We start from the raw sequence: 26,828 nt of genomic DNA on the forward strand, positions 1-26,828 counted from the left end.
ACGTTATCTCCATGTTTACGTAGATATTCCTTCACGGTTTCTTTTTTTCGATCTTTCAGAATATCCAAGGGTTTCCTTTCAATGGGATCTGCGATTATCGTTTGATATTTTTCTCCCCCTGCATCCCCTTTATATTCATCAATCGCTATGATTTCTGGTAACTGTTTTGTCTCGCTTAACATCGAAGAACTAATGTGATCAAAACGACGCATCACCGTGGTTGGGGAGGTTCCAAATCGAGAAGCGACATCCTTAAAGTTCTTCCCGTGGATTAATTCAATTCCCATTGCTTGTTTATACTCTACAGATTGTCTTTGATAGCGTTCTACCATTGAATTATCTTCATAGAATCGTTTTCTACATGCTTCATTTTCACAAACATATCTACGTTTCCGATAGAATAAAGTTGTTGGTCTCCCAAATATATGTTGATGTTGAATTTTTTGCACACGATAATCATGGACTTTTTCTGTTCGTTGTTCACAACAGGGACAGCTATGAGGTTCGCGCTCCAATTCTAGATGAAGTTGATAGGAACCATCTTCCACACATGATTTCGTAACGACAAACGCTTCTAATCCTGGTAAAAAAATGTTAGAATTCACTTACACGCATCTCCTTTTTGTGTTTTGTTTATTGGTCTAAACAAAGTTTATCAAAATTAGGAGATTGCGTGTTTTTATTTGTCTGAATTTTTTCTTTACCCCAACATATATTTTAGAGCCTTAAAATATGTATTTTCGATAATAAAACAAAGATCTCCATACCTTCAATTAGGTAAAGAGATCTTTAGAATTATCTTATTCTTTCCTTTGTTGATAAGCATACTCGTCTTTAATTTCTTTTCTTAAGCCTTTTAAAGCTGCATTTCTTCTTTCATTTTTTTGCTCAATTTGTTCTTTTTCTTCATCAGATGCAGTAGCAAGAGCATCATGCGCCTCTTCAATATTTTCAATAGTGTTTGTCACCATTTCCTGAAGTTTATCAACATTATCACTTCTGTCATCTGGCTTATTATCAGTTAAATTTTCACGATTTAAATCAGTCATTGTTTCACTCCTTATATTTATTGCTTAAACAAGCTCAAAAATATTATGTGTGACAACGACTTTTTCTATTCTTTTAAGCTTTCCTTATTTATTTCTTTCCCACATTTCTGTCATTTCCTCTAATGTCAGAGCACCCTTTATCGTGTCCTCCATTAAAATTCCGTTTTCGTCAATTAAAAAACTTGTTGGAATTGTTATAACAGAGAAAGCATTTGTAACATCTGAATTTTCATCTAAGAGAACTGGAAAAGTATAGCTTCCTTCATCTAGAAAGGCTTGTACGTCTGATAGCTTAGATTCTGTTTCTGTCACATTAATTGTAATTACCTCTAATTCTTCTTTGTACTGATTGCTGAATTTTTCCAAGGCTGGCATTTCATCTCGACATGGTTTACACCAGCTCGCCCAAAAATTAATAAAAATAGGTTTATTTCGTTCCGTATTAAATGTATATACTTTTTCTTGATTTTCGAATAATTTCAATTCAAAATTATTTACCTGATCTCCTTTTTGAAGAAAAGCAACCTCTGGAGAGACAATCATAGCACCATCCTGTTTATCTTCTTCAGGCCAAAAATTTTGATAAATCAGTATTGTACTCAATGCTATTAAGGAAATGATAGCTATTATATTTTTAATCATGATTTCTGCATCCTTTTTTTAATAATTACCTTTTTAATTAATTCATTTCTTCTCTTTTAATTAAAAAGGTAATTAAAAAAGTTGTCAGTAATATAAGACAAGGCAGTCAAATGACTGCCTTGTGCATCCTTATTACTTTTGTAATTTATTACGTAATACCATTGGAAGTATACCACCGTGACGGTAATAATCAATCTCAACTTCACTATCAAATCTTGCTATTGCTTCAAAAGTAATTCCTTTTCCATCTTCACCAATAGCATTAACTCGAACTACATCACGAGGTTGTACTGATTCATCCACTTCTACATCAAATGTTTCTTTACCAGTTAAACCTAGAGAATCAGCGCTATCACCATCTTTAAATTGTAAAGGTAGTACGCCCATCATAACTAAGTTTGAACGGTGAATTCTTTCAAAGCTTTCAGCAATAACTGTTTTAATACCTAATAAATTAGTACCTTTTGCAGCCCAGTCACGTGAGCTTCCCATACCGTAATCTTTACCAGCAAGAATCGCTAAACCTGTTCCATCTTCTTGATATTTCATTGCAGCATCATAAATTGCCATTACATCCCCTGTTGGCCAGTAAGTGGTGTAACCACCCTCTGTATCAGGTGCAAGTAAATTCTTAATTCTAATGTTTGCAAATGTACCTCTCATCATAACTTCATGGTTACCACGTCTAGACCCGTATGAGTTAAAGTTACGAGGAGAAACATCTTTTTCTTGTAGATATTTACCTGCTGGCATATCCTTTGCAATTGCACCGGCTGGTGAAATGTGGTCGGTAGTTACAGAATCACCAAATTTACCAATTGCACGTAATCCTTTTAATGCTTCTACCTTCCCGCCGTCTTTAGATAATCCTTCAAAGAATGGTGGGTTCTGAATATAAGTAGACTCGTCATTCCATTTGTATAATGGCTCATCCGTTGTTTCAATCGCATTCCATTTTTCGTTTGAATCAAATATATTTTCATATTCTTTACGGAAAATCTCTGGTGTAACAACTTTCTCTACTTCATTTCTAATTTCTTCTAGAGTTGGCCAAATATCATCAAAGTAAACAGGCTGACCATCTTTATCGATCCCCATAGGTTCACTTCTAAGATCAACATCTACTGTACCAGCAAGAGCATATGCTACCACTAATGGTGGCGACGCTAAATAATTTGCTTTAACAAGCGGATGAATTCTACCTTCAAAGTTACGATTACCAGATAAAACAGAACTTACAGTTAGATTATTATCAGCAATTGCTTCTTCAATTTCCTCGCGAAGCGGTCCTGAGTTACCAATACATGTCGTACAACCATAACCAACAAGATTAAATCCTAGCTTATTCAAGTATTCCATTAAACCAGAATTTTCAAGATAAGTTGTTACAACCTTTGAACCTGGAGCCAAGGAAGTTTTAACATAAGCTGGAACTTCCAGACCTTTTTCTACTGCCTTTTTCGCCAACAATCCTGCCCCTAACATAACATATGGGTTAGAAGTGTTTGTACAAGATGTGATTGCTGCGATTGCAACTGCACCAGTTTTCATTTCAGACGTTTTACCATCTGGATGATTAATTTTTGCTGTTTTATTAAATTCAGCTTTATCTAATCCAAAGCCTTGGTTACCAGCAGGAGCTGTAATTGCATCATTAAATGATTTTTTCATATCCGTTAAAGGAATTAAATCCTGAGGTCTTTTTGGACCAGATAAATTTGGTTCTAATTCAGAAAGATTAATTTCTACTAAGTTGGTAAATTCCGGATCTGGTTGGTCGGAAGAATACCATAAATTATTTTCTTTACAATACTTCTCCACTAATGCGATTTGGTCTTCACTACGACCTGTTAAACGCATATAATTTAAGGACTCTTCATCAACCGGGAAGAAACCACAAGTAGCTCCGTATTCAGGCGCCATATTAGATATCGTTGCTCTATCAGCTAAAGGCATATCTTTTAAGCCGGGTCCGAAATACTCTACAAATTTTCCTACTACTTTCTTTTCACGTAATACTTGCGTCACTTTTAATGCTAAGTCAGTTGCAGTAGTACCATTTGGAAAACTTCCCGTAAATTTAACACCAATAACTTCTGGTGCAGGGAAATAAGAAGGCTGTCCAAGCATTCCTGCTTCTGCTTCTATACCACCAACACCCCAACCTAATACACCTAAACCATTGATCATCGTTGTATGAGAGTCGGTACCAAATAAAGTATCAGGGAAAGCATCATACTCCCCGGTTTCATTTTCTAATGCATGTACTACATTTGCAATATATTCTAAGTTAACTTGGTGCACGATACCAGTTGCTGGTGGTACAGCACGATAATTATCAAATGCTTTTTGTGCCCAATTTAAAAATTCATATCTTTCTCCATTACGTTCGAATTCTAATTCCATATTGATACGTAATGCATCACTTGTACCATACTGGTCAACTTGAACAGAGTGGTCAATAACTAAATCCACTGGAACTTCAGGATTGATCTCGTCAGGTGAACCACCCATATCAACCATCGCTTTACGAAGAGATGCTAAGTCCACTACAGCAGGTACACCTGTAAAGTCTTGCAATATAACTCTTGATGGCTTAAAAGGAACGTCTGCACCTTTTTCCTTGCCCCAGTTTGCTAAGCTTTTTACATGTTCATCTTTAATTACTTTTCCATCATATTGACGAACTAAAGATTCTAACAATACGCGAACCGAAAAAGGTAAACGTTCAATTTTCCCTAATCCAGCTTCTTCTAATGCTTTTAAATCATAGTAGTTATACTTTTTCCCATTCAATTCAAATTGCTTTTTTGCTTGAAATACATCTTGATTTGTCATGTGAATTGTTACCCCCTTCAATATGTAAGATCGTTCATCGATCCCTAAATAATCCCCATTCATATGTCACACATATGCTCTGCACTATATTATTTTAAATGAAATCGGTTTATAAGTAAAACAATTCAACAGAAATTATGTCGAAAATCTATTTTAATAGAAAATTCATATAGTTAAGTGCAAATAATAAGATTATTGTTTACATCTATATTCTAAAAACAATTTTTTATAAAAAAAGACCATCACATAAAACAAATGTAATGATCAAAAGTTACATAATAGGTAAAATAATTTCAAATGTACTTCCTTTATCTTTATTTCCACTAATATTTAACACTCCTTGATGGTTTTCAATAATTTGATTACAGATCATTAAACCTAAACCTGTCCCATTTTTCTTTGTGGTAAAGAATGGCTCTTTTAACTTTTCAATCATTTGATGCGGAATTCCTGGTCCTTCATCTATAACTTTGATAGCGCATGTAGCATAAGTGTAGCTTACATCTACCCAAATATAACCATTATCCTCCATTGCTTCGATCGCATTTTTGATAAGATTTATTAACACTTGCTTTATTTGAGAACGGTCGCAATAAATTTCTTTATTAGAAAAGGAATTAACTGAGATCGTAATACCATAAAGACTCGCTTGTGTTTGTAGCAGAACCACTACGTCCTCAATCATTGATTTTACATCAACCATGGTTTTTTCATCTGTCATTGGCTTAGAGATAAATAGTAACTCTGTAGTAATCGCTTCTATCTTTTCGATTTCTTCAGTCATAATCTTATGATAAGCTTCCTTGCCCTCGACCCCTGCTTGCATTAACTGTAGGAAACCTTTAATAGATGTTAAAGGATTTCTAATTTCATGTGCAATACCTGCCGCTAACTGGCCCGCCACTGACATTTTTTCAGAACGGATCATCATTTCCTCTGCTATTTTTTTATCTGTAATGTTTTTAGAAACTGCTACTATTTTATTACCTTCCTCTTCATCCATTATTTGCACTACATTTGATTCAAACAGGATATATTTGTCCATTTTTGATTTAAGTCTAAAATAAAATTTTTGTTGTCCTGAATAGTTGTTGTCAAATTTATTATAGAGATTTTTTTTATCACTTCTTGGTATAAAGTCAAAGAAGAAGTGACCGATGATTTCTTCTTTTCTATAATTTAATTGATATTTTACAGAGTCCGAAATAAAAATAATACGTTTTTTTTCATCACATATAATAATTAAATCAAATAGATTTTTGCTAATTTCTGATAAAACTTCTCTAGGAAGACTGGTGATTAACTCTGTATTTATAGGAGTTGCAAAAAAATCATCCTCTTCATTTTGGTCTACATAATCATTCATTCCAATCCTCCTATCGTACTTGGAAACAGTCTTTGAAAAGTTTATATTCATGTGTCCAACGTGCTATAATAAAATATAAACACTATATTATTTATAGCTATGAAATAATAGATTAATTATGTATAAAATAATTTAAGTCTTTTTGAATGGCATAACTTTCCTATTAAAATGTAAAAATTCATCGATTCAATGCTATCTTACTACAAATCTTGGAAAATATAAACGCTCTCTTGACGATTAGTGGTATTTTGTCGAAAATTTAGTTAAATAGCCTGATACGCAAATTTTTACCAATTAAGGCCCTTTATAGTTTTACCACTCTATTCTCTAAACATTTACTATTATACATAATTTGTTAATTATAAAAAAAGGTTTGGTGCTAAATATGTCAACTGAATTTTCAATTTTTATTATTTTATGGACATTTCTACTCATTGGCTTGTTAACAATTGGTGGATATTTTATGTTCAGGAAGTTTCTCAAAAAATTACCAAAACAAGATGGAAGATCTGATATGGATTGGGAAGAATACTATATTAAAGAAACCAAAAATCGCTGGAATCCAGAACAAAAAAAGCTACTAGAGGAATTAGTAGCTCCTGTTCCAGAACTGTTCAGAGATGTGGCGCGTCAAAAAATTGCAGGTAAAGTTGGGGAACTTGCTTTAAAGAATAACGAAAAAAACATTTCTATGGATACTATTATAAAAGGCTATATACTTGCTACTCCTAAGCGAGATCATAAATTTTTAAAAAAGAAATTAAAAGAAAAACAAATAAGCATTACTCCATACGAAAGTTATTTTGAAGCTTCTCCAGATGATTACCGAAACAAAAAATATGCAACAAATCGAAATAAATAATACTTCGATTTGTTGCATATTTATTTATTATTTAGATTTTGTTTACGATTCTTAAATATTTAAAAAGCATTGAAATACGCCATGTAATAATCATTCCAAATGCAAGAATGAAAAACATTCCACCAGTCTCTCCTAATGATATATGTTGCCCTAATATTGCTTTTAAGACAATTCGTATTAATAAGAGCCCAAATAAAGTAACAATAAACCATTTTGATGGGATCAGAAAAATATCGCCATCTCTTTTTTCGAATTTTGTAGTTAAAATTAAAAGAATAGAAAAGACTGCACCAACAAAAAATGCTTCTATTACTTGAATCCAAGCAACTCGAAAATACTCAAAGATAAACATCGCTGCACCAGTGCTCATAAAAACAGGTGGAAGAATTATTCTTTTTACATTTGTAGGCCTTTTTGATGCACGCATTCGTATAAATATCATTCCAACAGCCATAATCACAGCACCGACAGAACTCGCAATTGCCCAATTCATTTTACATCAGCTCATTTCTTACCATATCAAATTATTCTCTATCATTTGATATTGTTAATACGATCGTCATCGTAACACCAATTACGGTTAAGTACACTCCTAAATCAAATATAAGGGCCGTTGCGAGCTCTAGCTCCCCAAATAACGGAAAGTGATAATAATCAAAGGTTTGACTCATAAATGGTTGGCCAAAAATAAATGAACCAACACCTGTACCAACCGCAATAATTAACCCAACTGTTATAAGGATACGATAATTAATGGGTAAAATTTTATTTGCAGTAGTCGTACCATAAGCCATATACATTAAAAGGATAGCTGCGGCTGTCATTAGACCACCAATAAACCCACCACCTGGAGCATTATGGCCTGCTAACAATAAGTAAACAGCAAAGCCAAATAAGATGAAGGCAATAAGGACTGTCATCGTTCGTAATATTAGATCATTTGATTTCACCATAATTTTCAACCTCTCTTATAAAACTAACTTATAAAATTTTTAAAAAATATCGTTTAAAAAGTTATTTTCAAATAATTAAAAACCATAAAAGCCAAAGAAGCTCGCAAGAAAAGATGTTAGTCTAGTCATAAAGTCAAAAAACAACATTATGCCCATCACAATCATAACATATCCACCTATTTTCACTAGCTTTATACTGTTTCGCTTAATCCATTGCATTTTACCTATAAAGAATGATAGTACTAGAAAAGGCACGGAAAAACCTAATGAATATGCACTCATTAAAATTACACCTGTTCCAGTATCAGTTGCAGCTAATGTTATAACAGACATTAAAATTGGTCCCGTACATGGTGTCCACCCAAGTGAAAAAGCCATTCCAATCACAAAGGAACCAAAAAATCCTGCAGGTCTATTTTTCAAGTGAACTTTTCTTTCCTTCATTAAAAACTGGAAATTAAGAGCACCAATAATAATTAATCCAAAGAAAATAATTAGTATTGCTCCTATTTGTCTTATAAGATCCTGCCACCGAAATAAAAATTCACCAATATATGTTGTGGTAAATCCTAGTAAAATAAATATACTAGAGAAACCGATTAGAAAGAAAACAGTATGAATGAAACTTTTATAATTAAATTTAGTATTTTCATTTTTTAATTCATTTACACTCATACCTGTTATGTATGAAAGAAAAGCTGGGTATAAAGGTAATACACAAGGGGATATAAAGGAAAGAAAGCCGGCACCAAAAGCAATAAAAATGTTTAGTTCTGTCAATAATCCCACTCCATTTATAAATCTTCCTATTTATGTTAACTCTCTCTTTATATAGATAAAACCCTTGCTAGGTAAAGCAAGGATTTTAATTGTTTAAACAATAATTCAATTTATTTTTCTTGATTATTATTCATTGCTCTCATCATTTGTTTAATTTTTTTCTGAGACGGTTTTTGACCCATTTGCATCATTAATGTACGCAACATTTGCTCATTAATAGGTGGGTTTTTCTTTAAATAGCTCATCATGTATTTTCTCGCTATGAAAAATCCTAGCGCAATACCAATTAAGAGCGCTACTATAGCGATTAATACGACCCATAAAGTACTCATACAAAGCTTTCCTCCTTAACATTATCTATTCTACAGTATATTAAAAGTAATAGAAGAATACAAGTAGAGTTTACTAAACAAAAAAATTGATTTCTAATATATTTTTGTAGCAATAAACACAAGAAAATCCCTGACTAATTAAACAATCAGGGATTTTTTGCATCAATTAATTAAAATAATGATTTAACAGTAGAAACAACGTTCTCTACAGTAAAGCCATATTCTTCAATAATTTTATCTCCATTTGCTGAAGCACCAAATCCGTCAATAGTGATTAACTTACCTTCATCACCAACGAAACGTTCCCAACCAAGAGAAGAAGCCATCTCAATACCGACACGCTTTTTCACATCTTTTGGTAGTACTTGGTTTTTATATTCAGCAGATTGCTGAGCAAATCTATCCCATGAAGGAATACTTACTACGCTAGCATCAATTCCGTCATTACTTAGCTCTGCTTGTGCTTTAACAGCTAGTTGAACTTCTGACCCAGTTGCAACTAAAATTGCTTCAGGAGAGTCACCTTTAGCTGGACTAACTACATATCCACCTTTTTTAACACCCTCATAAGCGTTCTTAGCAGTACCTTCTAAAGTAGGAAGGTTTTGACGCGTTAATACTAATGCAGTTGGAGTTTTTTCAGATTCCATAGCTAAACGCCATGCTGCTTGTACTTCATTTCCATCTGCAGGACGAATAACAGATAGGTTAGGCATCGCTCTAAATGCAGCAAGTTGTTCAACAGGCTCGTGCGTTGGACCATCTTCCCCTACCGCAATAGAATCATGCGTAAGAACAAACGTTACAGGCAATGATTGAATCGCAGATAAACGTACAGCTGGTCGCAAGTAATCACTAAATACAAAGAATGTACCGCCAAATACTCTTAGTCCACCATGTAAAGTCATACCGTTTAGGGCTGCAGCCATTGCGAATTCTCGTACACCAAACCATATATTTCTACCTTCTGGAGTTTGCGCTGAGAAATCTCCTGCATCTTTTAAGTTTGTTTTATTAGAACCTGCTAAATCGGCACTTCCACCAAATAAGCTAGGTACACTTTTAGCTATTGCATTTAATACTTCACCTGAAGTAGCACGCGTTGCTGCAGTGTCTTTACCTGCTTCATATACTGGAAGATCTTTATCCCAATCTTTAGGTAATTGATTATTCATTGCTTGATTTAATTCTTCAGCTAATTCAGGATACTTAGCTTTATAGTCAGCAAATAATTTTTCCCATGCTGCCTCTTCTTTTTTACCTTTTTCAACAATTTTCGTGTTGAAATCTTCATAGACTTCGTCTGGAACGGAGAAGTCTTCGTGTTCCCATTTATAGAATTCTTTTGTCAATTTAATCTCATCAGCTCCAAGAGGTGCACCATGGGATGCAGCAGAAGCAGATTTATTTGGAGAACCATATCCAATAACAGTTTTCACTTCGATTAAAGTAGGTTGATCAGTATTTTTCTTAGCTTCAGCAATTGCTTTTGAGATAGCTTCTGTATCATTACCATCCTCTACGCGAATTACTTGCCAACCATAAGCTTTAAAACGTCCTTCTACATTTTCAGAGAAAGATTTATTAAGTTCACCATCTAATGAAATATCGTTAGAATCATAAAGTGCAATCAGCTTGCCCAATTTTAAATGAGCTGCTAAAGAAGCAGTTTCATGTGAGATACCTTCCATTAAATCTCCATCACTTACTAGAGCAAATGTATAGTGGTCTACTACATTAAATCCATCTTTATTGTATTTAGCTGCCAAATGCTTCTCAGCCATTGCCATACCAACTGACATCGCTACCCCTTGACCTAATGGTCCAGTTGTTGCTTCTACACCATCAGTGTGATGTACTTCAGGGTGTCCAGGAGTTTTTGAATCCCACTGACGGAATCCCTTTAGATCATCAATTGTTACATTATAACCAGAAAGGTGTAACAAGCTATAAAGTAGCATAGAACCATGCCCTGCTGATAATACAAAGCGATCACGGTTAAACCACTTTGAGCTTTTAGGATTATGCGACATATGCTCTGTCCATAAATTATAAGCCATTGGTGCAGCCCCCATTGGTAAACCGGGGTGACCAGAATTCGCTTTCTCAATTGCATCAATAGATAAAGTTCTGATCGTATTAATAGATAAATTTTCTGTGTTAACTGACATTTAAAATTCCCCTTTCCTACATTAACGAAATATGTACGTACATTTTATATCCTATAACTATTTTAGCAATAAAACAAGTGTTAACTAACAAAAAAGCGCATATATGTGTCATTATACGTCAAAACTTCTTCGTTTACTAATCAGAATATTTTGAAACTAGTGGACTAAACAAAAAGAGGTGAACACATATATCTAGTATCACCTCTTTTTTATGTTTATCCCTATTATTTTTCATTTCTTAGCTTTTTCACTTTTTCTGGGGTAACATCTTTTCCGTTGGGATCCACTACTTTCATCCCTTTAAATTGATTTTTAAAAGATTTCCTAACGTTTTGTAAATACTCTGCTCTTAGCTCTTTTTGTTCGATTTTTTCTTCTTCGCTTAATTCCATTTTCTTGGATTTATTAGCTAATTCATTTATACGGGCAATCTTTTCTTTCATTAACATATCCAAACCTCCTCTATTAATTATCATTTATTTTAGGTCAAAGTTTAATATTTTGGAAATTATAAAAGAGAGCATACATCATTTACTGTGTATACTCTCTTTTATCTTAACTTATCTTTTTTATCGAATTCAAGTAATTCGTATTCTTTATACCTTCGATGAACAGTAGCTTTTGACACTTGATACCCCATTCCTTTTAATGTGGCAGTGATATCCGTAAAGGGTAAACCCTTTTTCTTTAGACGGATCACTTCTTGAAGAGGGAAATCTCTCCGCTCACGCCCAGGCGCTTGGTCTATTTTAGACAAATTATCGCTTGGATCAAACCCGTTTCCAACCGCTTTTTGCACGCCTCTTTTGATTTTCGCATTGTGTAATTTACGTTGATACTCTTCCACTATAGACACAATTTCTAAAACCATAGAATCAGCTTCAGAAAATCTCAGTTCTCCCTGCTCATTACATGTGTAAATTGAAACTGATAATTTTTGAAGTTGTCGGAAAAGAGCAATCTTCGTATTTCCCCTACCTAAACGTGTCTCATCTTGTATCAATAAAGTGTCTGCTTTTTTTGCTGCAAAAATATCTAACATTGAAAAGACACCTTCTCGTTCAATATCATATCCACTTTTTCTTTCTTCAATAATTTTGATTACTTGCATATCATAATTAGCAGCCATTTTTAGTAATTCACTTTTTTGTCTAGCTAATGAAGATGATTGTGCTTCTTTTTGTGTACTTACACGACAATATATAACAGCTTTCACTAATATTCATCCTTTATATTAACTAGTCGCCATGGAGGCATATAAGAATACTAGCATTAAAACAAAAAGGATCAAATAGAAAACATCATGTTTTGATAAATTTTTTAACATTATATTCACCTCACTTAGGAACGATTGTTCTTAGAACCTTTGTTCTACTTTTATTATATACGAACAAAAGTTCCTGTCAAGTATTTCTCGAACGAATGTTTGTTTTTTTGTTTTTGCCATGTTATAATTACTTTAATAAAAACTATGACTAAGGAGTCTATATAATGACTAATTTATCAAAACGACAAGAAGCAATTTTAAATTATATAAAAGAAGAAGTTGATAAAAAGGGTTACCCACCATCCGTTCGTGAAATTGGATTAGCAGTGGGACTTGCTTCTAGTTCGACTGTTCATGGACATTTAGCTCGACTTGAAAAAAAGGGTTACATTCGAAGAGATCCTACAAAGCCTCGTGCAATTGAAGTACTTCAGCATGAAGGAGATTTAGAGGTTCCTAAAGAAGCTGCTACTTTTGCTCCTGTAATAGGTAAAGTAACGGCTGGTGTCCCAATTACCGCTGTAGAGAATATTGAGGAATATATTCCATTACCAAAATCTGTTGCTAACCCTGAAGATCAAATTTATGTTTTGATTATCGAAGGTGATAGTATGATAGAGGCAGGTATTTTGAATGGTGACATGGTAATTGTCAAACAACAAAATACGGCAATAAACGGGGAAATTGTTGTTGCTATGACCGATGAAGGAGAAGCGACTGTTAAACGTTTCTTTAAAGAAAAAGATCACGTTCGATTACAGCCGGAAAATGCATCCATGGAGCCATTACTCTATGATAATGTTACGATTCTAGGAAAAGTAGTGGGATTATATCGTCATATCTAATCTTATATTTTGATTTGAATATTAAAACTCGCAGCTTATAGTCAGCTGTGAGTTTTTTGGTCTAACTTTCAGGAGTCAGTACAATGTTAGAGCATGTTATTTTAAAATTTACCCTCACTCAAAATGTGTTGCATAGGCTTAACCATTTCAGAAGGTTCACTGATTTTTCCATCTTGATAGGTTAATAGATATAGTTGAATTTTTCTAATTGTTTTTGGTCCCACTAAACCATCTTGCTTCGCACCTACTCTTTTCTGTAATGCTTTAATTACCATACTTCCTTTTTCCCCACTTCCAACTCAATACCATTCACAATAGCGTCTGTCGTTTGATTGTGGACTTGGTCACTAATGATACCATCTTGGATTGTACCTATTTCAAATTAACTTTTTTGCTAGCAGTTTTTGGCTTTGTCATATCTACTTTGTCATCAGATTTATTGGCTACTCCAAAGTAATCACAAATGCTCTTTGTGTGTTCAATAGCTACGTCTTTTTGAAATTCAAGATCCAGCATCAAAAGAAATTTCACTTCATTATCCATGAAACCATTTTCGCTTAATACGGCGATCATGTTCGTCTCACGGAAGACATGAAAATTACCCTCTTTAATATCACGGTAATTTTGCCTTTTGGTGATACTTAGCAATGTTAGCTACTAACTTACCAGCTCTTTTATTTAGATGCTCTGGATAGACATGCAGGCTAATACCTGAAGGATTAGCACTCTCAAACGTACCATAGAAAGAATAAAATGAATGCTAACATAAGCATCAGCCTCTGCTTTATTCGCACGATCTGTTCTAACGCTTAATGGTTTGTTGTAATCATCATCTGCTACCTTAATTGTGACAAAGCCACATCTTTCTATTTCAATTACTAAAAAGTCCACCAACGGTCTATTAAACTCATTTGCTTTAATTGTGCGTCCAAGTGATTTATTATAAGGTGTTCGTTTACTAGGTGTAGACCGATTATATATATCCTCGTCTGCCCAGTTCCCATCTTTTAACGTGATTAAATTTGTCATTTTTATTTCCTCCTCTTATTTATAATAGAAAATAGCCATTCCTCATAGGACAGCTATTTGTACAATCCCTTCTACTCTAAAACTTCTTTCAACGCTTTACCGGTAGCAGTTAAATAAGTATTCTTAAACCAAGTCCAATCCCTTACTATCAATACTAATCCTGTTGCAGTTATTTCTTCATCTAAAACGAGATTAGGTTTTCATCCATAGTTTGCTAAAATCACGTTGCTCCAAGTAATTGCTAAGGCAATACTTCTTACGATTGTTCCTTTATCCATACTATTCATCTCCCTCATATTTTCACTTCTGCATTTTTCTTACTAATTACATCAACGCACTTATGTGCCTGCATTGCTGATTCTTTCACCCTTGTCACTCGATCACCTACAGCTTCCCTTTTATTTTCATTGGATTTTAAGTCCAGCTTGATATCATCCACACCTCTTTTGCTATAATCTAATCCTGATTTCAATTTGGCGCTTTGCGTAGTTTCTTTAAAAATACCGTCATTTTCAACCCCCTCGTATCCATTTTTGGATATATAAAAAGCACCTCAATTGAGATGCGTATAGAAAGTTAATGTCTTTCTCTACATAATCAGTAATTATTCTTGATTAAGAGAATATGTTATATCTCCTCGTAGATATAGTAGTGTGTTGCTACTTTCCGAAATCATCCCATCTCCGGAATCATATCTTTAATAGGTTGGATCAATATTTTCTAAACTAAAACTAACACTTAGCTCTACACCAAAGAAGATTTATAATTCATTCTCTTCTTTATCCAAAGTTACTTATATTATCTCGAGGTCCATATCATCAATGTAACCACCAGTTTCCATCCGTTAAAATATCCTTCTTCAAACTCTGAACTCATTAAGAGATTATGAATTTCTAATCAAAAGAAGAAGATATGGATTATTATAATTACAAGCGAATAAAACAAAAATTGGCAGGTATGAGTCCAGTCGAATACCGAACTCGCACAAGAAAATTCATTGCTTAATATAAAACTCTTACCTTTAGGGGAGATCAGAGCTGTTCGGCACTCTTCATAATCGACCACTAAACCCTTTTTCCGCTTCACTTTTAGCTTTAATATCCCCATCCCCTTCTGGAATCACTAATTTTAATCGAGATGTAATCGTCAAACCTAAATCATTGGCAGTTGACCGACACTCACTAAAAAGTAAATTTTTACTTAGTTGTATCTGAGAGTATTATTTGAAATCTTCTGAAGTTTGGTCTTTCTTAATACTCGAATCAACTTAATATATTGATCTTTTGAATCAACATAACGAGCAAGACTATCTATATCTAGGTTGCTAAAAATTTTCAATCTCTGAAACTCGTTTGTGATTTTAATAAATATCTAGGTGGCTCAATATTATCGGTATGACATCTTAAAGCTTCTTCTTTAGTTATATGGTTTGAACGACCTTTTCCCTGTATAACTGATAAAGGTTCTTTTTTCCTTCCTGCCATCAATTACACCTCCTTAAAAATAATAATTCAAAAACTGATTTTTGTGCGCGCTTGTGGGATGCTTCGCTCTACAGCAACAACAGTTAAAAAACTTACCCCGGGGAGTTGCTTGTGAATATTATTGTGACAACGATGACAAAGACTTTCCAAGTAAGCCAATTCAAAGCGTTTGTTCCAACTTTCCTTTACTTCTTCCATGTGATGGACAACATCAGCTTACTTTAATATTCCTTGTTGCAAACATCGTTGACATAAACCTTTATCTCTTTCGAAAGCTAATCTTCTTAGCCGCTGCCATTTCCGTGACTTGTAGAAGCTATCCATTTGCTTATCCATTTGATAGCGATTGTAAGTACGGTTATAAGTATCTTGATTATTAATTTGATGATCAGTACAGTAAGTTTTTTCTGTTAGATTATGACAACCTACTCTTGCACATGGACGCTTAGGTTTATGTGGCATGATCAATCAACTCAGTTTTTAGCTCAGACATTCTTTGGTTTACTTCTTGTTGTAATCTCTCACGTGTAGCCTGATCTTTAATCCGTCGAATCTCTTTTTGCTTAGCCCTTACAGCTTTGTTCGTCACATAAGATGTATATCTTTTCTTACAATGTTAACAATCAAAGTATGTCTCTTTAATTCCTTTTGCATGGTCCTGTTGTTTAAATATTATGGTTGTTGACATACTGCAATTAGAACATTGTGCTATCAACTCGATCACCCACATTCCATACATTTCTTATCGTAATATGCTAAACGATTATCTGCGTAAACTGTTACAATATCTAAACTTATTAATCCACAAGATGGACAAATGAATCGTTTAGTCTCATCCAACTCTTTTAATGCAGCTGCCGCTTTCTTCGCTTCACGTTGGATTGCTTTTAATCCTTTAAATGTTCCGTTTATATCGAAATAAGTTTCAACAATGAAATCTTTACTAGATGAAAAGTCAGCTTCAAATATTGTATTCTTCTTTTTCACAGTCACTGGTGGTTTTGGTTTATTTATTTCTTCGCACGACTTATTGTCAGCCATGATTAACACGCTCCTTTTATGAAAAATAAAAAGACACCCTGTCAAGAGCGTCTTAATTATTAACTGAAATTTCTCTTTCATAAAGGCCGTCTACAACTACAACATATTTTTTTGAAACGTCTGTTAAATTGTAAATTCTACCTTTTGTTTCGTTGTTTTCCAGTTTTTTTATTTTATTCTTAACAATCTTAGTTGCTGGTGCAGCTACTGCTTGCCCCTTGTATTCTTCATAATAATCATCATTCAAAATTCTGTTGTAGGCATAAAAGACAATAGCATTAACTAAAGTGATTTTATTTTTATTTATTGATTTAATTTGATAATAGTTTCCTAAATCATCTAATATTAAATCTCTAGATACCATTAATTCCAATGTAATTAACCTCCCTTCTACCTACTCTATTCGTCAAAAAAAGAGGAGATTCCTGCAGTAGATTTAAAAGTCTACTTCTTAAATTTTTTACCCATTTTATCCTACTACCTTTCATTCACTTCAATAATTTCAATTTCCTTAAATTTTTGTTCAATTTCGTTTACGTAATAACTAATATCTCTTTCATCTCTGATTTTTATTTTTAATTTGATATTATTGTTTATCGTTAATGCTATACCTAAATTATATATTTTAGCAATTTCCTTAACCAAAGTCTTAATGTCAACGTCAGGCTCTATTAATTTAATCTTAATTTCATATTCATTTTGAGAATATCCAGTCCAATCTTTGTAATACTTTAAATTATTTTCATTGTTATATTTCTTTTCAGAATTCACGATAGACATTATAGTACTTTCTAATTCATCCATTCTTTTTAAGATGTCATATTTTTCAGGATCCTTCTCTTTCACATCTTTCAAAACTGATAGCTCTTCAGTAGCTCTATATATTGGATTATCAGGTTCTTCATCTTTCATTGCTCCTACAACCATATTCCTAAAATCTTCTTTTTTCTCCACAACACCTAACATGTCATTTCTGTAGAATATAGTCCTCTCTTCTACAATATCAAAAGGTAATTTCGTTCCCATTTCACATAATTGAACAATAGGTTTTCTTGTAGCATGACGGATAGCTACTTCATACATTACGTTTGGATTTAAAGCTGTTAAGTTTGCTACAACGAGATCATCTGTTAAAATTCTGCTAATTAATGATTTAGTAATAGAACCAGAATTATACATTCTATGAGCAACATCTACTTCAAATCCTTCATCTTTTAAAACTGGAATAATTAAAGAATCAATTAAACCCTCTGCAGCTCTTCTAATATCTGAATTATCTGATCCTATAGGTGTAATTATAAAACATTTCTTTTTCTTTATACTCTCAGTCATATTTTCCTCCCTCCATGCCTAATTACTAAATTCGACAAAAAGAAGCAGATCCCTGCAATAAATTAAAAAGACACCTCGTTATGAGATGTCTCTTTTTGTTATTCCTGGTAAATTGCTATTGGTGTTAGTTCTATAACAGGCCCTTTAATTTCGAAGGATTCTTCATCAATATTTTCTACATCAAAAGTTATATCGTCGCTATCACTTAATTGTGGTATAAATGTTAGAAGTTGTTTTCTATTAACTTTAAGTTTACCTGGTAATAATTTTATTAAATCAATTTTTTGGTGAGGTTTAAAAATCTTTTTGATTTTAGCCAGAATGATGAATTCTCCTTCTAAATCATACCTATCTTCAACAAAACCATCAGTATCTAAAGATGTGAAGAACTTATAATCTTCATTACTGTCTATATATGGATGGATAATCACTGTTGCTTTTTTAAACTTTAACAATGATGAAGCTAGGTCTATATCTTCTTTGTTTGTAGAATCTTCAAAAAAACCTTTATATTGGTCTACCATATCCATCATGCTAGACAATACGAGTTCAGCTGGTGATTGATTAAATTCTCCGGAGAGTTCTATAAATTCCCCAGATTTTAATTGATCCCAAATCTCCTCATCAAACCCAATTAATTTCTGAATCATATCCTTATCATCTAAAATTGTATACAAATCTTTAAATAAAGCAGAATCAGATTTACTAACAGTGCCTTCAACTTGGTGATTGTTTTCAGAACCTTTGCGATATTTTGCTAGAACTTTCTCAGCATTTCCTCCTACTTCAAGATTTTTAGTTTGTCCATTGCTTTGAGTAATGTTATATTCTGTCATTAAATCTTCAACAAGCATTTCTAAAAATTGCTTTGTTCTTTTTCCATCTTGCCAGTAAATAGTAGGTAAAAACATTTTATCATCCTCCTTTTCAAAAATATTCGACAAAAAGAAGGGAATTCCTGCATTATGTTCTATTATTCTTAAAAACTCCACCTTTACTACGTTTATACGTATCACGATGAACACCCATTAACTCTAACCAATCTTTCTTAATCATAGGCTTGTCTCTGATTGAATTCAGTTTATTCTTTTGGTCCTTATCCAATCGATCAGCTATTTTCATATCACCACCTTCTTCCTTTTAAAAAAATAATTAAAAACAATTTTCTAGTTGTTTTCTTTAATGTTTTCTTTAGGAATTTCATTCTAATGAAGAAACTCGTTAAGGAGTCCGCTAATTAGATGACAGTAGTGTCAACTACATAGATGACAGCACTGTCCGCTAATCCGCTGATAGCAAAAGGTGTCAGCTAATTATAGTACAAACAAGTATTTGCATAATAAAAAGCCGATCAAGCATGTGCTCAATCGACTTTGTCAGATTTCTATGTTCCTACTATAAAACAGAATTTCAATAGATTCTATAATATTTTTACAACGTGAATTAATGTTAATTAAAATTATAAGCAAAATCTATCCGTTTCATAATTTCAGTATGTTTGTTATAGATATAATTAGGACATTTCCCTAGATCACCTGCCATATCAATTAGTTTTTTTCCTTCAACATATTTTCTGTAAATGATTTGATGATCAAGTCCTTTAAATTTACTAATTAATCGTCTGGAGTCATACAAGTCATTCATCTTATGAGCTAACTCATATTCAATATTAAAAATAGTCTCTTCTAAATAAGTAGCTTTTGATTTTTCACTTAATTTAACATCTACTAGATCTCCGCTTATCCATCTTCCTAGTTCTCTTCTATTCCGTGAAAGTTCAAATTCTAAGTACATTACTTCTTGTTCAATTTCTTGATAATCTTGTAACCATTCATACAACATGCTCACCCGCCTCTGCTTTAGCTTAAAGAAGAAAGCCCCGCTATGACAGGGCTATAATATTTACGTATCTAGTAAGTCATCATAATCAAAATTAACTTCATTTGGTTCTCCTGCAGGCAAATCTTCGGTACTCATTTGCCCTTCTACTGTTGCGGTACCATTAAGATTAACAATGTATTCAACACTTTCATGTATTTTTTCAAATTCTTCAATCGTCATTTGTGATTGCTCAAAGAACAATACACTACTTCTACCAGCGAATTCATATAACTTTAATATTTTACCCATCACTATCACCTTTGACATTGCATTTAAGTACAGTCTTTTTACTATCACGTTGAATGGACTTGAATTCAGCAAGGTAATTTTCAACTCCACTTTCTTTAACTCCTAAAGTAGCAATATCACCTGCCATGTTTACTAATTCATCAGAATGATCTAGTTCATCACCCTGCACATGAAATTCCAATACTTCTTTTTTATCGACCTTCTTAATCTTTTTAAACAATACACTTAATTCTACTTTTGACATAACAATCAAACCTTCTAATATTTATATGGTATTTTTAAACACTCTGACATTTTGCAAGTGCGGTTCCTTTATATCTATCAAATGGAAAACCTCTGAGAATGGCTTAATTAAACATTTAAATTACGCTAGTTTTCTTTTGTTAAAACATCAACTTGGTAAGAACATTGAACATTTCCTTTTTTAGCAGATAACGCAATTTGTGACATTATATAAGCATCAACTACGTTGTCACTCGGATGTTCAAAGCCGAAATGATCTTTAACTGCTGCCATTACTGTTAATTTCTTTTCTTTACCTTTTAACCTTCTCTTATTACTTGGTTCACCTATCCATCATGTTTCATTGACATATTTTTTAACGGCATTAGGAGCAACCTCGTAATATTTCAATCCTCTTCTGAAGAGTTCATTCTTAATACCGTGATACAGGCCACCGGCAAACATTGCCTTTTGTGTATCAAATGCAAAACCTTCAACACAGATAATGTCATCTTTTTAATATGCTGCATAATATCAAAAATTAATGTTATCATTCGTTTTGGATCCTTATCACCAATTCCGGTTAATTCTTTTGCTTTTAATACTTGTACGCTTTCATCTAGTGCGACAAATTCTGTTTTACTTGCTGGATCTACTCCTATGAATCTCATTCAAAATCATCTTCTTTCTATTTGTTAAATAAAGTTAATAATGTTATTATATCCCTAATGTATAGGAGGTGAATTTTAGCGATGACCTCATTGAATGTTTTTGGTATTTTTATTACTCTAATTCCAATAATTTTATCAATCGCTGCCATTATTTTTGTTGTTTGGTTTGCCTTAACATTGATAAAGATATTAAAAGAAAAAAATAGAATTTTATCTGAAATATCTCACGAGGTAAAAAAGAACAATCATCACGATAAATTGTAAGGCTGCTTTTGCGGTCTTTTTTCTTCAAATCAATCTACCTCTTCAAAATGCTGTTTCCATCCTCTAAAAAGTATTCTAAATTCATTAATGCCAACATCACGACCTTTAGCAATAAATTGTTGAATAACTTTTCCTTGTTGTTCTCTGCCGTTTGGCTCGTGCCAAAGGAATTCTACAACATCTGCATCTTGCTCAATGGATGCTGATTCTTTTAAACTAGCTAAAGTTGGTTTTTGTGCTTGCTTTTCATTATCACGATTCATTTTGATAGAGCATCATGAAGCAACAATGCATTTCACGAGGAATATTCTTTGCAGCTGTTGTCACTTTTCCAATTGATTCTGCCCTTGTTTCTCCTTTCGATCTAGGAATTTTCATGATCTGCAAGTAATCAACAGCAACCATTGAAAGATCACCATATTTTCTTTTAAAGCTTTTTACAGGCGACTTAACTTGATCAATGGTAATTCCGAAACTATCTTGAATAAAAACTGGAAGCTGTTCTAAACGTTTGTATGCTTCTTCAATATCAGCGTATTGACCAGGATTAAGTTCTTTATTCTTTACACGGTTATAGGGATCCCTGATAAATTAGAGATAATTCGACCTTTTAATTGGTTCTCATTCATAACGATTCAAGAAGGTACAGAACAATATGGAATACCTCAACAACTTCTTAATAAAAATTTTCACACTTAAAACAGAACAAACATACTTGTTTTAACTATATTTATCATCATGATCTTAACTTAGTTTTCTGTCGTGAAGAGATGGTTATATCATTGCAAAATCAAGTTTATTTAATGCGTTCTGACGCATTTTAAAGCAAGCAAATATAAGTTCTCTCCCCATCCATTCCCTACGTCACAAGCATGCTGTTTTACTTTTAAAAGCTGGAAACGACATGAAGTTCATTCAAGAAAGATTAGGTCACGGCAGTTATCAAATTACCGCAGATGTCTATTCTCATATTTCTATAAGATTGAACAAGGATCCAATTGATAAATATGAATCACACTTTAATGAAATTAACAAATAAATTTTTTGGGGTGTTTTTGGGGTACACTATGGGGTGCGATAAAACTAGCAATCTTCTAGAGACAAAGAAAAACCCTTTGATACCAATGGTATCAAAGGGTTTGATGATATTAATATGCTTGGATATATTGTTCTCTTTCCCATGGGTGTACTTGTGTACGGAACATATCCCACTCAATTTCTTTTGATTCAATAAAGTGTTCGAATAAGTGCTCACCTAATGAATTTACAACTATTTCGTCACGAGATAATTGTTGTAGAGCGTCAAACAATGTAGCAGGTAAATCTTGAATACCGCTAGCTTCTCTTTCTTCTTTGTCCATAACATAAATATTACGATCTACTGCTTTAGGTGCATCAAGGTTATTCTCAATACCATCTAAACCAGATGCTAGTAATACAGCTAATGCTAGATATGGATTTGCAGCTGGATCCACACTACGTACTTCAACACGAGTACTTAAACCACGTGAAGCTGGTACACGGATTAGTGGACTTCTGTTAGAACCTGACCAAGCAACATAACATGGCGCTTCATAACCAGGAACTAAACGCTTATAAGAATTTACAGTAGGGTTTGTAACTGCTGTAAAAGCTAATGCGTGCTTAAGTATTCCAGCAATAAATTGATATGCAGTTTTGCTTAATTCTAATGGACCATTTTCATCTAAGAATGTATTTGTTTTGCCTTTAAATAAAGACATATTACAGTGCATACCAGAACCATTCACACCAAATAGTGGCTTAGGCATAAATGTAGCATGTAAACCGTGCTTACGAGCAATAGTTTTTACTACTAATTTAAAAGTTTGAATATCATCCGCGTGTTTAATTGCATCTGAATATTTAAAATCAATTTCATGCTGACCAGGTGCTACTTCGTGGTGAGAAGCTTCAATTTCAAATCCCATTTCTTCTAATTCAAGTACGATGTCACGACGGCAATTTTCACCTAAATCAGTAGGCGCTAAGTCGAAATATCCACCCTTATCATTTAACTCTAATGAAGGATCACCTTTTTCATCTAATTTGAAAAGGAAAAATTCAGGCTCAGTACCGATATTGAAAGCTGTGAAGCCCATTTCTTCTGCTTTTTTAAGATTTCTTTTTAAGTTATAACGAGGGCAACCTTCAAATGGTGTACCATCAGTATTGTAAATGTCACAAATAAAACGTGCAACTTTACCTTTTTCTGAAGTCCAAGGGAATACTACAAATGTATCAAGGTCTGGATAAAGTTTCATATCAGATTCCTCTATACGTACAAATCCTTCGATGGATGAACCATCAAATACCATTTGATTATCCAATGCTTTGTCAATTTGACCTAATGGAATCTCAACATTCTTAATTGTACCTAGTAAATCTGTAAACTGTAAACGAATAAATTTTACATTTTCCTCTTTAATCTTTTGCTTAATTTCTTCTTTAGTTAATCCCATGTAATAAACTCTCCTTTTTTATTTTAATGGAAGAATCGTGATAATTCTCCCTGTCTTAACGAGGTTTTGCCAAAACGACCAGAATCAAATAATTCTTTATGCAGTATCTTACGTAATTCTTTATCAGATAAATCTTCTGATGTTTTTTCTGCATCTACTTCTTTGGTTATTGGCATTTCTTTCAATGATAATACTTGCTTAATACCTGCTAAATTAATGCCTTTTTCGATTAATTCTTTGATTTCTAGTAATCGATCAACATCATTAAAAGAGAATAAACGCTGATTCCCCGTAGTTCTAGCAGGATGAATCAAGTGGTGTTGTTCGTAATACCTAATTTGTCTAGCAGTTAATCCGGTTAAGGACTTAACAATGCTAATGGAAAATAGTGGCATCGAGCGTCTATCCATATCACTCACTAAATACACCCCTTTCAATTGCTTATCCATATTTATATTATACATAATGTAATTTTCTTGTCAAGGCGTGTTAGCTTAGTTAACATTATTTTTTAAAAAAAACAGTAAAGATATCCTTTACTGCTTTTCTAACTCTTTATCATTTTTAATGCTTCTATTATAGCAAGCTTCACATGTGTATATATAATTCCACCTTGTATATAAGCTGTATATGGCGGTCTTATTGGTCCATCTGCAGTTAGTTCTAAGCTTGCACCTTGCACGAAGGTTCCAGCAGCCATTATGACGTCACTCTCATAACCAGGCATAGATGCTGGATACGGTGTCACGTGTGAATTAATCGGTGACTGATGTTGAATCGCCTGACAGAATTCAACCATTTCTTCTGCTGTTTCAAAGGTAACAGATTGGATGAGATCGGTTCTTTTTTCATTATAGGATGGTGAAGTGTTAAAACCCGCTTCAGATAATATTGCGGAGGTAAAAATAGAGCCTTTTAACGCTTCAGATACTACATGGGGCGCAATAAAAAATCCTTGATAAAATTCTCTAAGCAACCCTAAATTAGGACCAATTTCTTTCCCAATTCCTGGAGCTGTTAGCTGATTTGCTACTTGATCTATTAAATCCTTTGTCCCCGCTATATATCCTCCGGTGCGCGCAAGACCTCCTCCAGGATTTTTGATAAGAGAGCCCGCCATTATATCTGCTCCAACGTCTGTAGGTTCTTTTTCTTCCACAAACTCGCCATAACAATTATCAACAAACACGATTAAATCCTTTCGAATTGATCTAATTTTGTTAATCATGTATTCTAATTGCTCCATATCAAAGGAAGGCCGATCCGCATACCCTTTTGAGCGTTGAATTGCGATGACTTTCGTATTATCAGAAAGCGTTTCTTCAAATTGCTGCCAGTCAATGCCTTTTTCATTTAACAAAGGAATATAATCCGTTCTAATATCTAAGTCGAAAAGTGATCCAGAACGGTCCTTTTTTTCTCCTATAATTTTTTCTAACGTATCATATGGCTTTCCGGTTAAGTATATAAGGTGGTCATTGGGTCTAAGTAATCCAAATAAAGAAAGTGAAATTGCATGCGTGCCTGAAATGATTTGTGGTCGCATAAGTGAATCTTCAGCACCAAAGGCATTAGCAACTACGGCTTCTAGCTTATCCCTACCATAATCATCATATCCATATCCCGTTGTTTCATTAAAATCACTATCACTAACTCTGTTCTCCTTAAAAGCCTGTAATACTTTTGCTTGATTAAGCTCTGCTATCTTATCTATTTCCTTTAAAATAGGTGAGATTCGCTCTTCGATAGCTTGTTTTTCTTGTTGAATATTAAACATAAACTAATTTTTTCCTTTCAAATACTGATTTACAGGGTGAGTGGGTTCTATAAATCCCTCGATAAAATATTGATTTTCTGCTTCTATAAATTTTTCTTCTGTTAAAATGGAATGCTTTCTCATTAAATCTAGAATTTTCCCCTCTGAAGCTGAAACAAAACTAGAAAAAGAGACCCATTCTGTTTTAATTAATTTTTCTAAAGAATGTGTGACACGTTCTACATCGTCAGAATCTAACGCACTTATCAGTTCAAACGGCACAGAAGAAGGTGTGAAAGTCTGCTCCACTAAGTCTTTTTTGTTATAGATAGTTAACATAGGAATATTTTCTGCTTCTAAATCATTTAACAAGGAGATGACTGTATTTTCATGGTCTAAATAATTGGTAGCAGAAGCATCAATAACGTGTAAGATAAAATCAGCTTCTGTTACTTCTTCTAACGTGGAGCGAAATGCTGCTACCAATGAAGTTGGTAAATCTTGAATAAATCCAACTGTATCTGACATAATAATTTCCAGTCCACTTGGTAAACGTAATTGTCTCGTTAAAGGATCAAGTGTGGCAAATAGCTTGTCTTCCTGCAAGCTTGTACTATTTGTTAGTGCATTAAATAGTGTTGATTTACCAGCATTCGTATAACCAACAATAGCCACTTGTGTGGTATGATTTCTCTTTCGCCTGGTACGGTATTGTTCTCTTTGTTTCACTACCGCTTCCAATCGGTCTTTAATTTCTTTCATTCTGCGGCGAATATGGCGCCTATCTGATTCTAATTTTGATTCACCAGGACCTCTTGTTCCAATTCCTCCGGCAAGTTTGGACATCGCTTCCCCTTGACCATGAATTCTTGGTAGCATATATTCATATTGTGCAAGTTCAACTTGGAGTTTACCTTCTTTTGTCTTGGCCCGTAAGGCAAAAATATCTAAAATCAACTGACTTCTATCTATTACTTTTACGCCCACATGCTCTTGAATATTTCTAATTTGACTACCTGATAACTCTCCATTACTAATTAATAAATCAATCTCTTCTTCTTCCATCTGTTCTTGTAGCTCTTCAAGCTTACCTTCCCCCATATAATATCTTGGGTGTGGTTTTGGCCTATTTTGTGTTGATGTGAATATTACCTCTCCATTAGCTGTTTCGACAAGCTGCGTTAATTCCTGTAACGAATATGAAAAGCGCTCATCTTCATCTTTTTGTGTTTTAACTGCAATAATTGCGACTCTTTCTTTCATAAATAAACCAACTTTCTATGAATTCCGTATGTGATAATCATGTGGAAAATA

38 protein-coding genes and 2 pseudogenes are annotated in these 26,828 nt (G+C 33.5%); 5 read left to right on the plus strand and 35 right to left on the minus strand.

All coding sequences use genetic code 11. The features are described from left to right. The 5 genes from DFR57_RS07885 to DFR57_RS07905 all read right to left on the minus strand — a co-directional run. On the minus strand, positions 1-605 hold a 605-nt coding region (locus DFR57_RS07885), incomplete at its 3' end, for a transposase family protein (RefSeq protein WP_147269776.1). 195 nt (positions 606-800) lie between these two features. Continuing rightward, complete coding sequence (tlp, locus tag DFR57_RS07890; protein WP_114352606.1) at positions 801-1,049, minus strand: small acid-soluble spore protein Tlp; 249 nt, start codon at positions 1,047-1,049, stop codon at positions 801-803. An 84-nt stretch (positions 1,050-1,133) separates the two neighbouring features. Continuing rightward, the gene (locus tag DFR57_RS07895) at positions 1,134-1,691 is read right to left on the minus strand and encodes a TlpA disulfide reductase family protein (RefSeq protein ID WP_114352607.1); all 558 of its coding nucleotides are present in this window, start codon (positions 1,689-1,691) and stop codon (positions 1,134-1,136) included. A gap of 132 nt (positions 1,692-1,823) precedes the next feature. After that, positions 1,824-4,529, minus strand: coding sequence for an aconitate hydratase AcnA (gene acnA, locus DFR57_RS07900; RefSeq protein WP_114352608.1), 2,706 nt, complete (start codon positions 4,527-4,529; stop codon positions 1,824-1,826). Between the two features lie 271 nt (positions 4,530-4,800). Beyond that, positions 4,801-5,895 carry an ATP-binding protein gene (locus DFR57_RS07905; protein ID WP_114352609.1) on the minus strand — a complete coding sequence of 365 codons (1,095 nt, stop codon included), beginning with the start codon at positions 5,893-5,895 and terminating at the stop codon, positions 4,801-4,803. A 385-nt stretch (positions 5,896-6,280) separates the two neighbouring features. Here DFR57_RS07905 and DFR57_RS07910 point away from each other — a divergent pair, with 385 nt between their 5' ends. Beyond that, positions 6,281-6,757 carry a DUF2621 family protein gene (locus DFR57_RS07910; RefSeq protein WP_114352610.1) on the plus strand — a complete coding sequence of 159 codons (477 nt, stop codon included), beginning with the start codon at positions 6,281-6,283 and terminating at the stop codon, positions 6,755-6,757. A 31-nt stretch (positions 6,758-6,788) separates the two neighbouring features. On the opposite strand, the gene DFR57_RS07915 is transcribed toward DFR57_RS07910, so the two are convergent. From DFR57_RS07915 to DFR57_RS07945, 7 genes are all read right to left on the minus strand, one after another. After that, positions 6,789-7,250: a CcdC family protein gene (locus tag DFR57_RS07915; RefSeq protein WP_114352611.1), complete on the minus strand. Its 462-nt coding sequence runs from the start codon at positions 7,248-7,250 to the stop codon at positions 6,789-6,791. Between the two features lie 31 nt (positions 7,251-7,281). Continuing rightward, complete coding sequence (locus DFR57_RS07920) at positions 7,282-7,710, minus strand: Na(+)/H(+) antiporter subunit B (RefSeq protein ID WP_114352612.1); 429 nt, start codon at positions 7,708-7,710, stop codon at positions 7,282-7,284. A 75-nt stretch (positions 7,711-7,785) separates the two neighbouring features. After that, positions 7,786-8,490, minus strand: a complete 705-nt coding sequence (locus DFR57_RS07925) for a cytochrome c biogenesis CcdA family protein (protein ID WP_114352613.1) — start codon at positions 8,488-8,490, stop codon at positions 7,786-7,788. Between the two features lie 110 nt (positions 8,491-8,600). Then, complete coding sequence (locus DFR57_RS07930) at positions 8,601-8,822, minus strand: YneF family protein (protein ID WP_114352614.1); 222 nt, start codon at positions 8,820-8,822, stop codon at positions 8,601-8,603. Positions 8,823-8,992: 170 nt separating this feature from the next. Then, positions 8,993-10,993 carry a transketolase gene (gene tkt / locus DFR57_RS07935; protein WP_114352615.1) on the minus strand — a complete coding sequence of 667 codons (2,001 nt, stop codon included), beginning with the start codon at positions 10,991-10,993 and terminating at the stop codon, positions 8,993-8,995. Positions 10,994-11,217: 224 nt separating this feature from the next. Next, positions 11,218-11,442, minus strand: coding sequence for a DUF896 domain-containing protein (locus DFR57_RS07940; protein ID WP_114352616.1), 225 nt, complete (start codon positions 11,440-11,442; stop codon positions 11,218-11,220). A gap of 101 nt (positions 11,443-11,543) precedes the next feature. After that, positions 11,544-12,209 (minus strand): YneB family resolvase-like protein, encoded by a 666-nt coding sequence (locus tag DFR57_RS07945; protein ID WP_114352617.1) that lies wholly within the window; start codon positions 12,207-12,209, stop codon positions 11,544-11,546. Between the two features lie 275 nt (positions 12,210-12,484). On the opposite strand from DFR57_RS07945, the gene lexA reads away from it, so the two are divergent. After that, on the plus strand, positions 12,485-13,105 hold the full coding sequence (gene lexA, locus DFR57_RS07950; protein ID WP_114352618.1) for a transcriptional repressor LexA: 621 nt from the start codon (positions 12,485-12,487) through the stop codon (positions 13,103-13,105). A 101-nt stretch (positions 13,106-13,206) separates the two neighbouring features. Here the strand turns inward: lexA and DFR57_RS18245 are convergent, their stop codons facing one another. From DFR57_RS18245 to DFR57_RS18160, 4 genes are all read right to left on the minus strand, one after another. Next, positions 13,207-13,380 (minus strand): peptidoglycan-binding domain-containing protein, encoded by a 174-nt coding sequence (locus DFR57_RS18245; RefSeq protein WP_170132940.1) that lies wholly within the window; start codon positions 13,378-13,380, stop codon positions 13,207-13,209. Between the two features lie 97 nt (positions 13,381-13,477). Beyond that, a complete protein-coding gene (locus DFR57_RS07955) occupies positions 13,478-13,678 on the minus strand; it encodes an N-acetylmuramoyl-L-alanine amidase (protein WP_245937421.1) in 201 nt (66 codons plus the stop codon). Positions 13,679-13,783: 105 nt separating this feature from the next. Beyond that, complete coding sequence (locus tag DFR57_RS07960; RefSeq protein ID WP_114352620.1) at positions 13,784-14,134, minus strand: N-acetylmuramoyl-L-alanine amidase CwlD; 351 nt, start codon at positions 14,132-14,134, stop codon at positions 13,784-13,786. Positions 14,135-14,426: 292 nt separating this feature from the next. Then, positions 14,427-14,606: a hypothetical protein gene (locus DFR57_RS18160; protein ID WP_147269777.1), complete on the minus strand. Its 180-nt coding sequence runs from the start codon at positions 14,604-14,606 to the stop codon at positions 14,427-14,429. 440 nt (positions 14,607-15,046) lie between these two features. Between DFR57_RS18160 and DFR57_RS18660 the strand changes: the two genes are divergently transcribed. After that, positions 15,047-15,139 carry an IS3 family transposase gene (locus DFR57_RS18660; protein WP_114352621.1) on the plus strand — a complete coding sequence of 31 codons (93 nt, stop codon included), beginning with the start codon at positions 15,047-15,049 and terminating at the stop codon, positions 15,137-15,139. 46 nt (positions 15,140-15,185) lie between these two features. Here DFR57_RS18660 and DFR57_RS07975 read toward each other — a convergent pair. From DFR57_RS07975 to DFR57_RS18460, 13 genes and pseudogenes are all read right to left on the minus strand, one after another. Next, positions 15,186-15,618: pseudogene (locus DFR57_RS07975) on the minus strand (P27 family phage terminase small subunit). Positions 15,619-15,834: 216 nt separating this feature from the next. Further along, a complete protein-coding gene (locus DFR57_RS18165) occupies positions 15,835-16,080 on the minus strand; it encodes a hypothetical protein (protein ID WP_147269778.1) in 246 nt (81 codons plus the stop codon). Next, positions 16,070-16,207, minus strand: a complete 138-nt coding sequence (locus DFR57_RS18250; protein ID WP_170132941.1) for a hypothetical protein — start codon at positions 16,205-16,207, stop codon at positions 16,070-16,072. Before DFR57_RS18250 ends, DFR57_RS18165 begins: the two co-directional genes overlap by 11 nt. A gap of 131 nt (positions 16,208-16,338) precedes the next feature. Further along, the gene (locus DFR57_RS07980; RefSeq protein WP_114352622.1) at positions 16,339-16,659 is read right to left on the minus strand and encodes a hypothetical protein; all 321 of its coding nucleotides are present in this window, start codon (positions 16,657-16,659) and stop codon (positions 16,339-16,341) included. 52 nt (positions 16,660-16,711) lie between these two features. Next, positions 16,712-17,032, minus strand: a complete 321-nt coding sequence (locus tag DFR57_RS07985; protein ID WP_114352623.1) for a hypothetical protein — start codon at positions 17,030-17,032, stop codon at positions 16,712-16,714. A 104-nt stretch (positions 17,033-17,136) separates the two neighbouring features. Beyond that, on the minus strand, positions 17,137-17,991 hold the full coding sequence (locus DFR57_RS07990; protein WP_114352624.1) for a hypothetical protein: 855 nt from the start codon (positions 17,989-17,991) through the stop codon (positions 17,137-17,139). Positions 17,992-18,089: 98 nt separating this feature from the next. Further along, a complete protein-coding gene (locus DFR57_RS07995) occupies positions 18,090-18,902 on the minus strand; it encodes a DUF6414 family protein (RefSeq protein WP_114352625.1) in 813 nt (270 codons plus the stop codon). Positions 18,903-18,954: 52 nt separating this feature from the next. Next, positions 18,955-19,113: a hypothetical protein gene (locus DFR57_RS18255; RefSeq protein WP_170132942.1), complete on the minus strand. Its 159-nt coding sequence runs from the start codon at positions 19,111-19,113 to the stop codon at positions 18,955-18,957. Positions 19,114-19,440: 327 nt separating this feature from the next. Continuing rightward, a complete protein-coding gene (locus tag DFR57_RS08000) occupies positions 19,441-19,833 on the minus strand; it encodes a hypothetical protein (RefSeq protein WP_342768833.1) in 393 nt (130 codons plus the stop codon). A gap of 60 nt (positions 19,834-19,893) precedes the next feature. Next, positions 19,894-20,121 carry a hypothetical protein gene (locus DFR57_RS18615; RefSeq protein ID WP_342768834.1) on the minus strand — a complete coding sequence of 76 codons (228 nt, stop codon included), beginning with the start codon at positions 20,119-20,121 and terminating at the stop codon, positions 19,894-19,896. Further along, on the minus strand, positions 20,114-20,365 hold the full coding sequence (locus DFR57_RS18620) for a hypothetical protein (protein WP_342768835.1): 252 nt from the start codon (positions 20,363-20,365) through the stop codon (positions 20,114-20,116). The genes DFR57_RS18615 and DFR57_RS18620 overlap by 8 nt, the downstream gene beginning before the upstream one ends. A 125-nt stretch (positions 20,366-20,490) precedes the next feature. Next, positions 20,491-20,637, minus strand: coding sequence for a hypothetical protein (locus tag DFR57_RS18455; protein ID WP_245937422.1), 147 nt, complete (start codon positions 20,635-20,637; stop codon positions 20,491-20,493). 113 nt (positions 20,638-20,750) lie between these two features. Further along, entirely contained in the window at positions 20,751-21,014 is a 264-nt protein-coding gene (locus DFR57_RS18460) for a hypothetical protein (RefSeq protein ID WP_245937423.1), read from the minus strand. A gap of 81 nt (positions 21,015-21,095) precedes the next feature. Here DFR57_RS18460 and DFR57_RS08015 point away from each other — a divergent pair, with 81 nt between their 5' ends. Further along, complete coding sequence (locus DFR57_RS08015) at positions 21,096-21,278, plus strand: hypothetical protein (protein ID WP_114352626.1); 183 nt, start codon at positions 21,096-21,098, stop codon at positions 21,276-21,278. 29 nt (positions 21,279-21,307) lie between these two features. Here DFR57_RS08015 and DFR57_RS08020 read toward each other — a convergent pair whose 3' ends face one another. Together DFR57_RS08020 and DFR57_RS08025 are read right to left on the minus strand one after the other, a co-directional pair. Then, positions 21,308-21,541 carry a DnaB-like helicase C-terminal domain-containing protein gene (locus DFR57_RS08020; protein ID WP_114352627.1) on the minus strand — a complete coding sequence of 78 codons (234 nt, stop codon included), beginning with the start codon at positions 21,539-21,541 and terminating at the stop codon, positions 21,308-21,310. Continuing rightward, positions 21,531-21,866 (minus strand): DnaB-like helicase C-terminal domain-containing protein, encoded by a 336-nt coding sequence (locus DFR57_RS08025; RefSeq protein WP_114352628.1) that lies wholly within the window; start codon positions 21,864-21,866, stop codon positions 21,531-21,533. The genes DFR57_RS08020 and DFR57_RS08025 overlap by 11 nt, the downstream gene beginning before the upstream one ends. 134 nt (positions 21,867-22,000) lie before the next feature. Here DFR57_RS08025 and DFR57_RS18570 point away from each other — a divergent pair. Continuing rightward, positions 22,001-22,317, plus strand: a pseudogene (locus DFR57_RS18570) (tyrosine-type recombinase/integrase); the annotation flags it as partial. A 109-nt stretch (positions 22,318-22,426) separates the two neighbouring features. Here the strand turns inward: DFR57_RS18570 and glnA are convergent. The 4 genes from glnA to hflX form a co-directional block, all read right to left on the minus strand. Then, entirely contained in the window at positions 22,427-23,758 is a 1,332-nt protein-coding gene (glnA, locus tag DFR57_RS08035) for a type I glutamate--ammonia ligase (protein ID WP_114352629.1), read from the minus strand. A 23-nt stretch (positions 23,759-23,781) separates the two neighbouring features. Then, complete coding sequence (locus DFR57_RS08040; protein ID WP_114352831.1) at positions 23,782-24,168, minus strand: MerR family transcriptional regulator; 387 nt, start codon at positions 24,166-24,168, stop codon at positions 23,782-23,784. 137 nt (positions 24,169-24,305) lie between these two features. After that, complete coding sequence (locus tag DFR57_RS08045) at positions 24,306-25,535, minus strand: methionine gamma-lyase family protein (RefSeq protein ID WP_114352630.1); 1,230 nt, start codon at positions 25,533-25,535, stop codon at positions 24,306-24,308. A gap of 3 nt (positions 25,536-25,538) precedes the next feature. Further along, on the minus strand, positions 25,539-26,777 hold the full coding sequence (gene hflX, locus DFR57_RS08050; RefSeq protein WP_114352631.1) for a GTPase HflX: 1,239 nt from the start codon (positions 26,775-26,777) through the stop codon (positions 25,539-25,541). Positions 26,778-26,828 lie beyond the last annotated feature (51 nt).

Origin of the sequence: Saliterribacillus persicus (assembly GCF_003337485.1) — a bacterium.
GTDB lineage: Bacteria > Bacillota > Bacilli > Bacillales > Amphibacillaceae > Saliterribacillus > Saliterribacillus persicus.

Coding starts and splice junctions, on each gene's coding strand:
- DFR57_RS08015 (WP_114352626.1), top strand. CDS start 21,096: ATGACCTCATTGAATGTTTTTGGTATTTTTATTACTCTAATTCCAATA.
- DFR57_RS18455 (WP_245937422.1), bottom strand. CDS start 20,637: ATGGCAGCAGTTAAAGATCATTTCGGCTTTGAACATCCGAGTGACAAC.
- DFR57_RS08020 (WP_114352627.1), bottom strand. CDS start 21,541: ATGAATCGTGATAATGAAAAGCAAGCACAAAAACCAACTTTAGCTAGT.
- DFR57_RS18660 (WP_114352621.1), top strand. CDS start 15,047: ATGGATTATTATAATTACAAGCGAATAAAACAAAAATTGGCAGGTATG.
- DFR57_RS07905 (WP_114352609.1), bottom strand. CDS start 5,895: ATGAATGATTATGTAGACCAAAATGAAGAGGATGATTTTTTTGCAACT.
- DFR57_RS07940 (WP_114352616.1), bottom strand. CDS start 11,442: ATGTTAATGAAAGAAAAGATTGCCCGTATAAATGAATTAGCTAATAAA.
- DFR57_RS18255 (WP_170132942.1), bottom strand. CDS start 19,113: ATGAAAATAGCTGATCGATTGGATAAGGACCAAAAGAATAAACTGAAT.
- DFR57_RS07980 (WP_114352622.1), bottom strand. CDS start 16,659: ATGGCTGACAATAAGTCGTGCGAAGAAATAAATAAACCAAAACCACCA.
- DFR57_RS07930 (WP_114352614.1), bottom strand. CDS start 8,822: ATGAGTACTTTATGGGTCGTATTAATCGCTATAGTAGCGCTCTTAATT.
- DFR57_RS08040 (WP_114352831.1), bottom strand. CDS start 24,168: ATGGATAGACGCTCGATGCCACTATTTTCCATTAGCATTGTTAAGTCC.
- DFR57_RS07915 (WP_114352611.1), bottom strand. CDS start 7,250: ATGAATTGGGCAATTGCGAGTTCTGTCGGTGCTGTGATTATGGCTGTT.
- DFR57_RS07990 (WP_114352624.1), bottom strand. CDS start 17,991: ATGACTGAGAGTATAAAGAAAAAGAAATGTTTTATAATTACACCTATA.
- tkt (WP_114352615.1), bottom strand. CDS start 10,993: ATGTCAGTTAACACAGAAAATTTATCTATTAATACGATCAGAACTTTA.
- DFR57_RS18460 (WP_245937423.1), bottom strand. CDS start 21,014: ATGAGATTCATAGGAGTAGATCCAGCAAGTAAAACAGAATTTGTCGCA.
- DFR57_RS08045 (WP_114352630.1), bottom strand. CDS start 25,535: ATGTTTAATATTCAACAAGAAAAACAAGCTATCGAAGAGCGAATCTCA.
- DFR57_RS08000 (WP_342768833.1), bottom strand. CDS start 19,833: ATGTTGTATGAATGGTTACAAGATTATCAAGAAATTGAACAAGAAGTA.
- hflX (WP_114352631.1), bottom strand. CDS start 26,777: ATGAAAGAAAGAGTCGCAATTATTGCAGTTAAAACACAAAAAGATGAA.
- DFR57_RS07955 (WP_245937421.1), bottom strand. CDS start 13,678: ATGATCGCCGTATTAAGCGAAAATGGTTTCATGGATAATGAAGTGAAA.
- tlp (WP_114352606.1), bottom strand. CDS start 1,049: ATGACTGATTTAAATCGTGAAAATTTAACTGATAATAAGCCAGATGAC.
- glnA (WP_114352629.1), bottom strand. CDS start 23,758: ATGGGATTAACTAAAGAAGAAATTAAGCAAAAGATTAAAGAGGAAAAT.
- acnA (WP_114352608.1), bottom strand. CDS start 4,529: ATGACAAATCAAGATGTATTTCAAGCAAAAAAGCAATTTGAATTGAAT.
- DFR57_RS07920 (WP_114352612.1), bottom strand. CDS start 7,710: ATGGTGAAATCAAATGATCTAATATTACGAACGATGACAGTCCTTATT.
- DFR57_RS18620 (WP_342768835.1), bottom strand. CDS start 20,365: ATGTCAAAAGTAGAATTAAGTGTATTGTTTAAAAAGATTAAGAAGGTC.
- DFR57_RS18245 (WP_170132940.1), bottom strand. CDS start 13,380: ATGGTAATTAAAGCATTACAGAAAAGAGTAGGTGCGAAGCAAGATGGT.
- DFR57_RS07895 (WP_114352607.1), bottom strand. CDS start 1,691: ATGATTAAAAATATAATAGCTATCATTTCCTTAATAGCATTGAGTACA.
- DFR57_RS18615 (WP_342768834.1), bottom strand. CDS start 20,121: ATGGGTAAAATATTAAAGTTATATGAATTCGCTGGTAGAAGTAGTGTA.
- DFR57_RS07960 (WP_114352620.1), bottom strand. CDS start 14,134: ATGACAAATTTAATCACGTTAAAAGATGGGAACTGGGCAGACGAGGAT.
- lexA (WP_114352618.1), top strand. CDS start 12,485: ATGACTAATTTATCAAAACGACAAGAAGCAATTTTAAATTATATAAAA.
- DFR57_RS07910 (WP_114352610.1), top strand. CDS start 6,281: ATGTCAACTGAATTTTCAATTTTTATTATTTTATGGACATTTCTACTC.
- DFR57_RS18165 (WP_147269778.1), bottom strand. CDS start 16,080: ATGCCACATAAACCTAAGCGTCCATGTGCAAGAGTAGGTTGTCATAAT.
- DFR57_RS07995 (WP_114352625.1), bottom strand. CDS start 18,902: ATGTTTTTACCTACTATTTACTGGCAAGATGGAAAAAGAACAAAGCAA.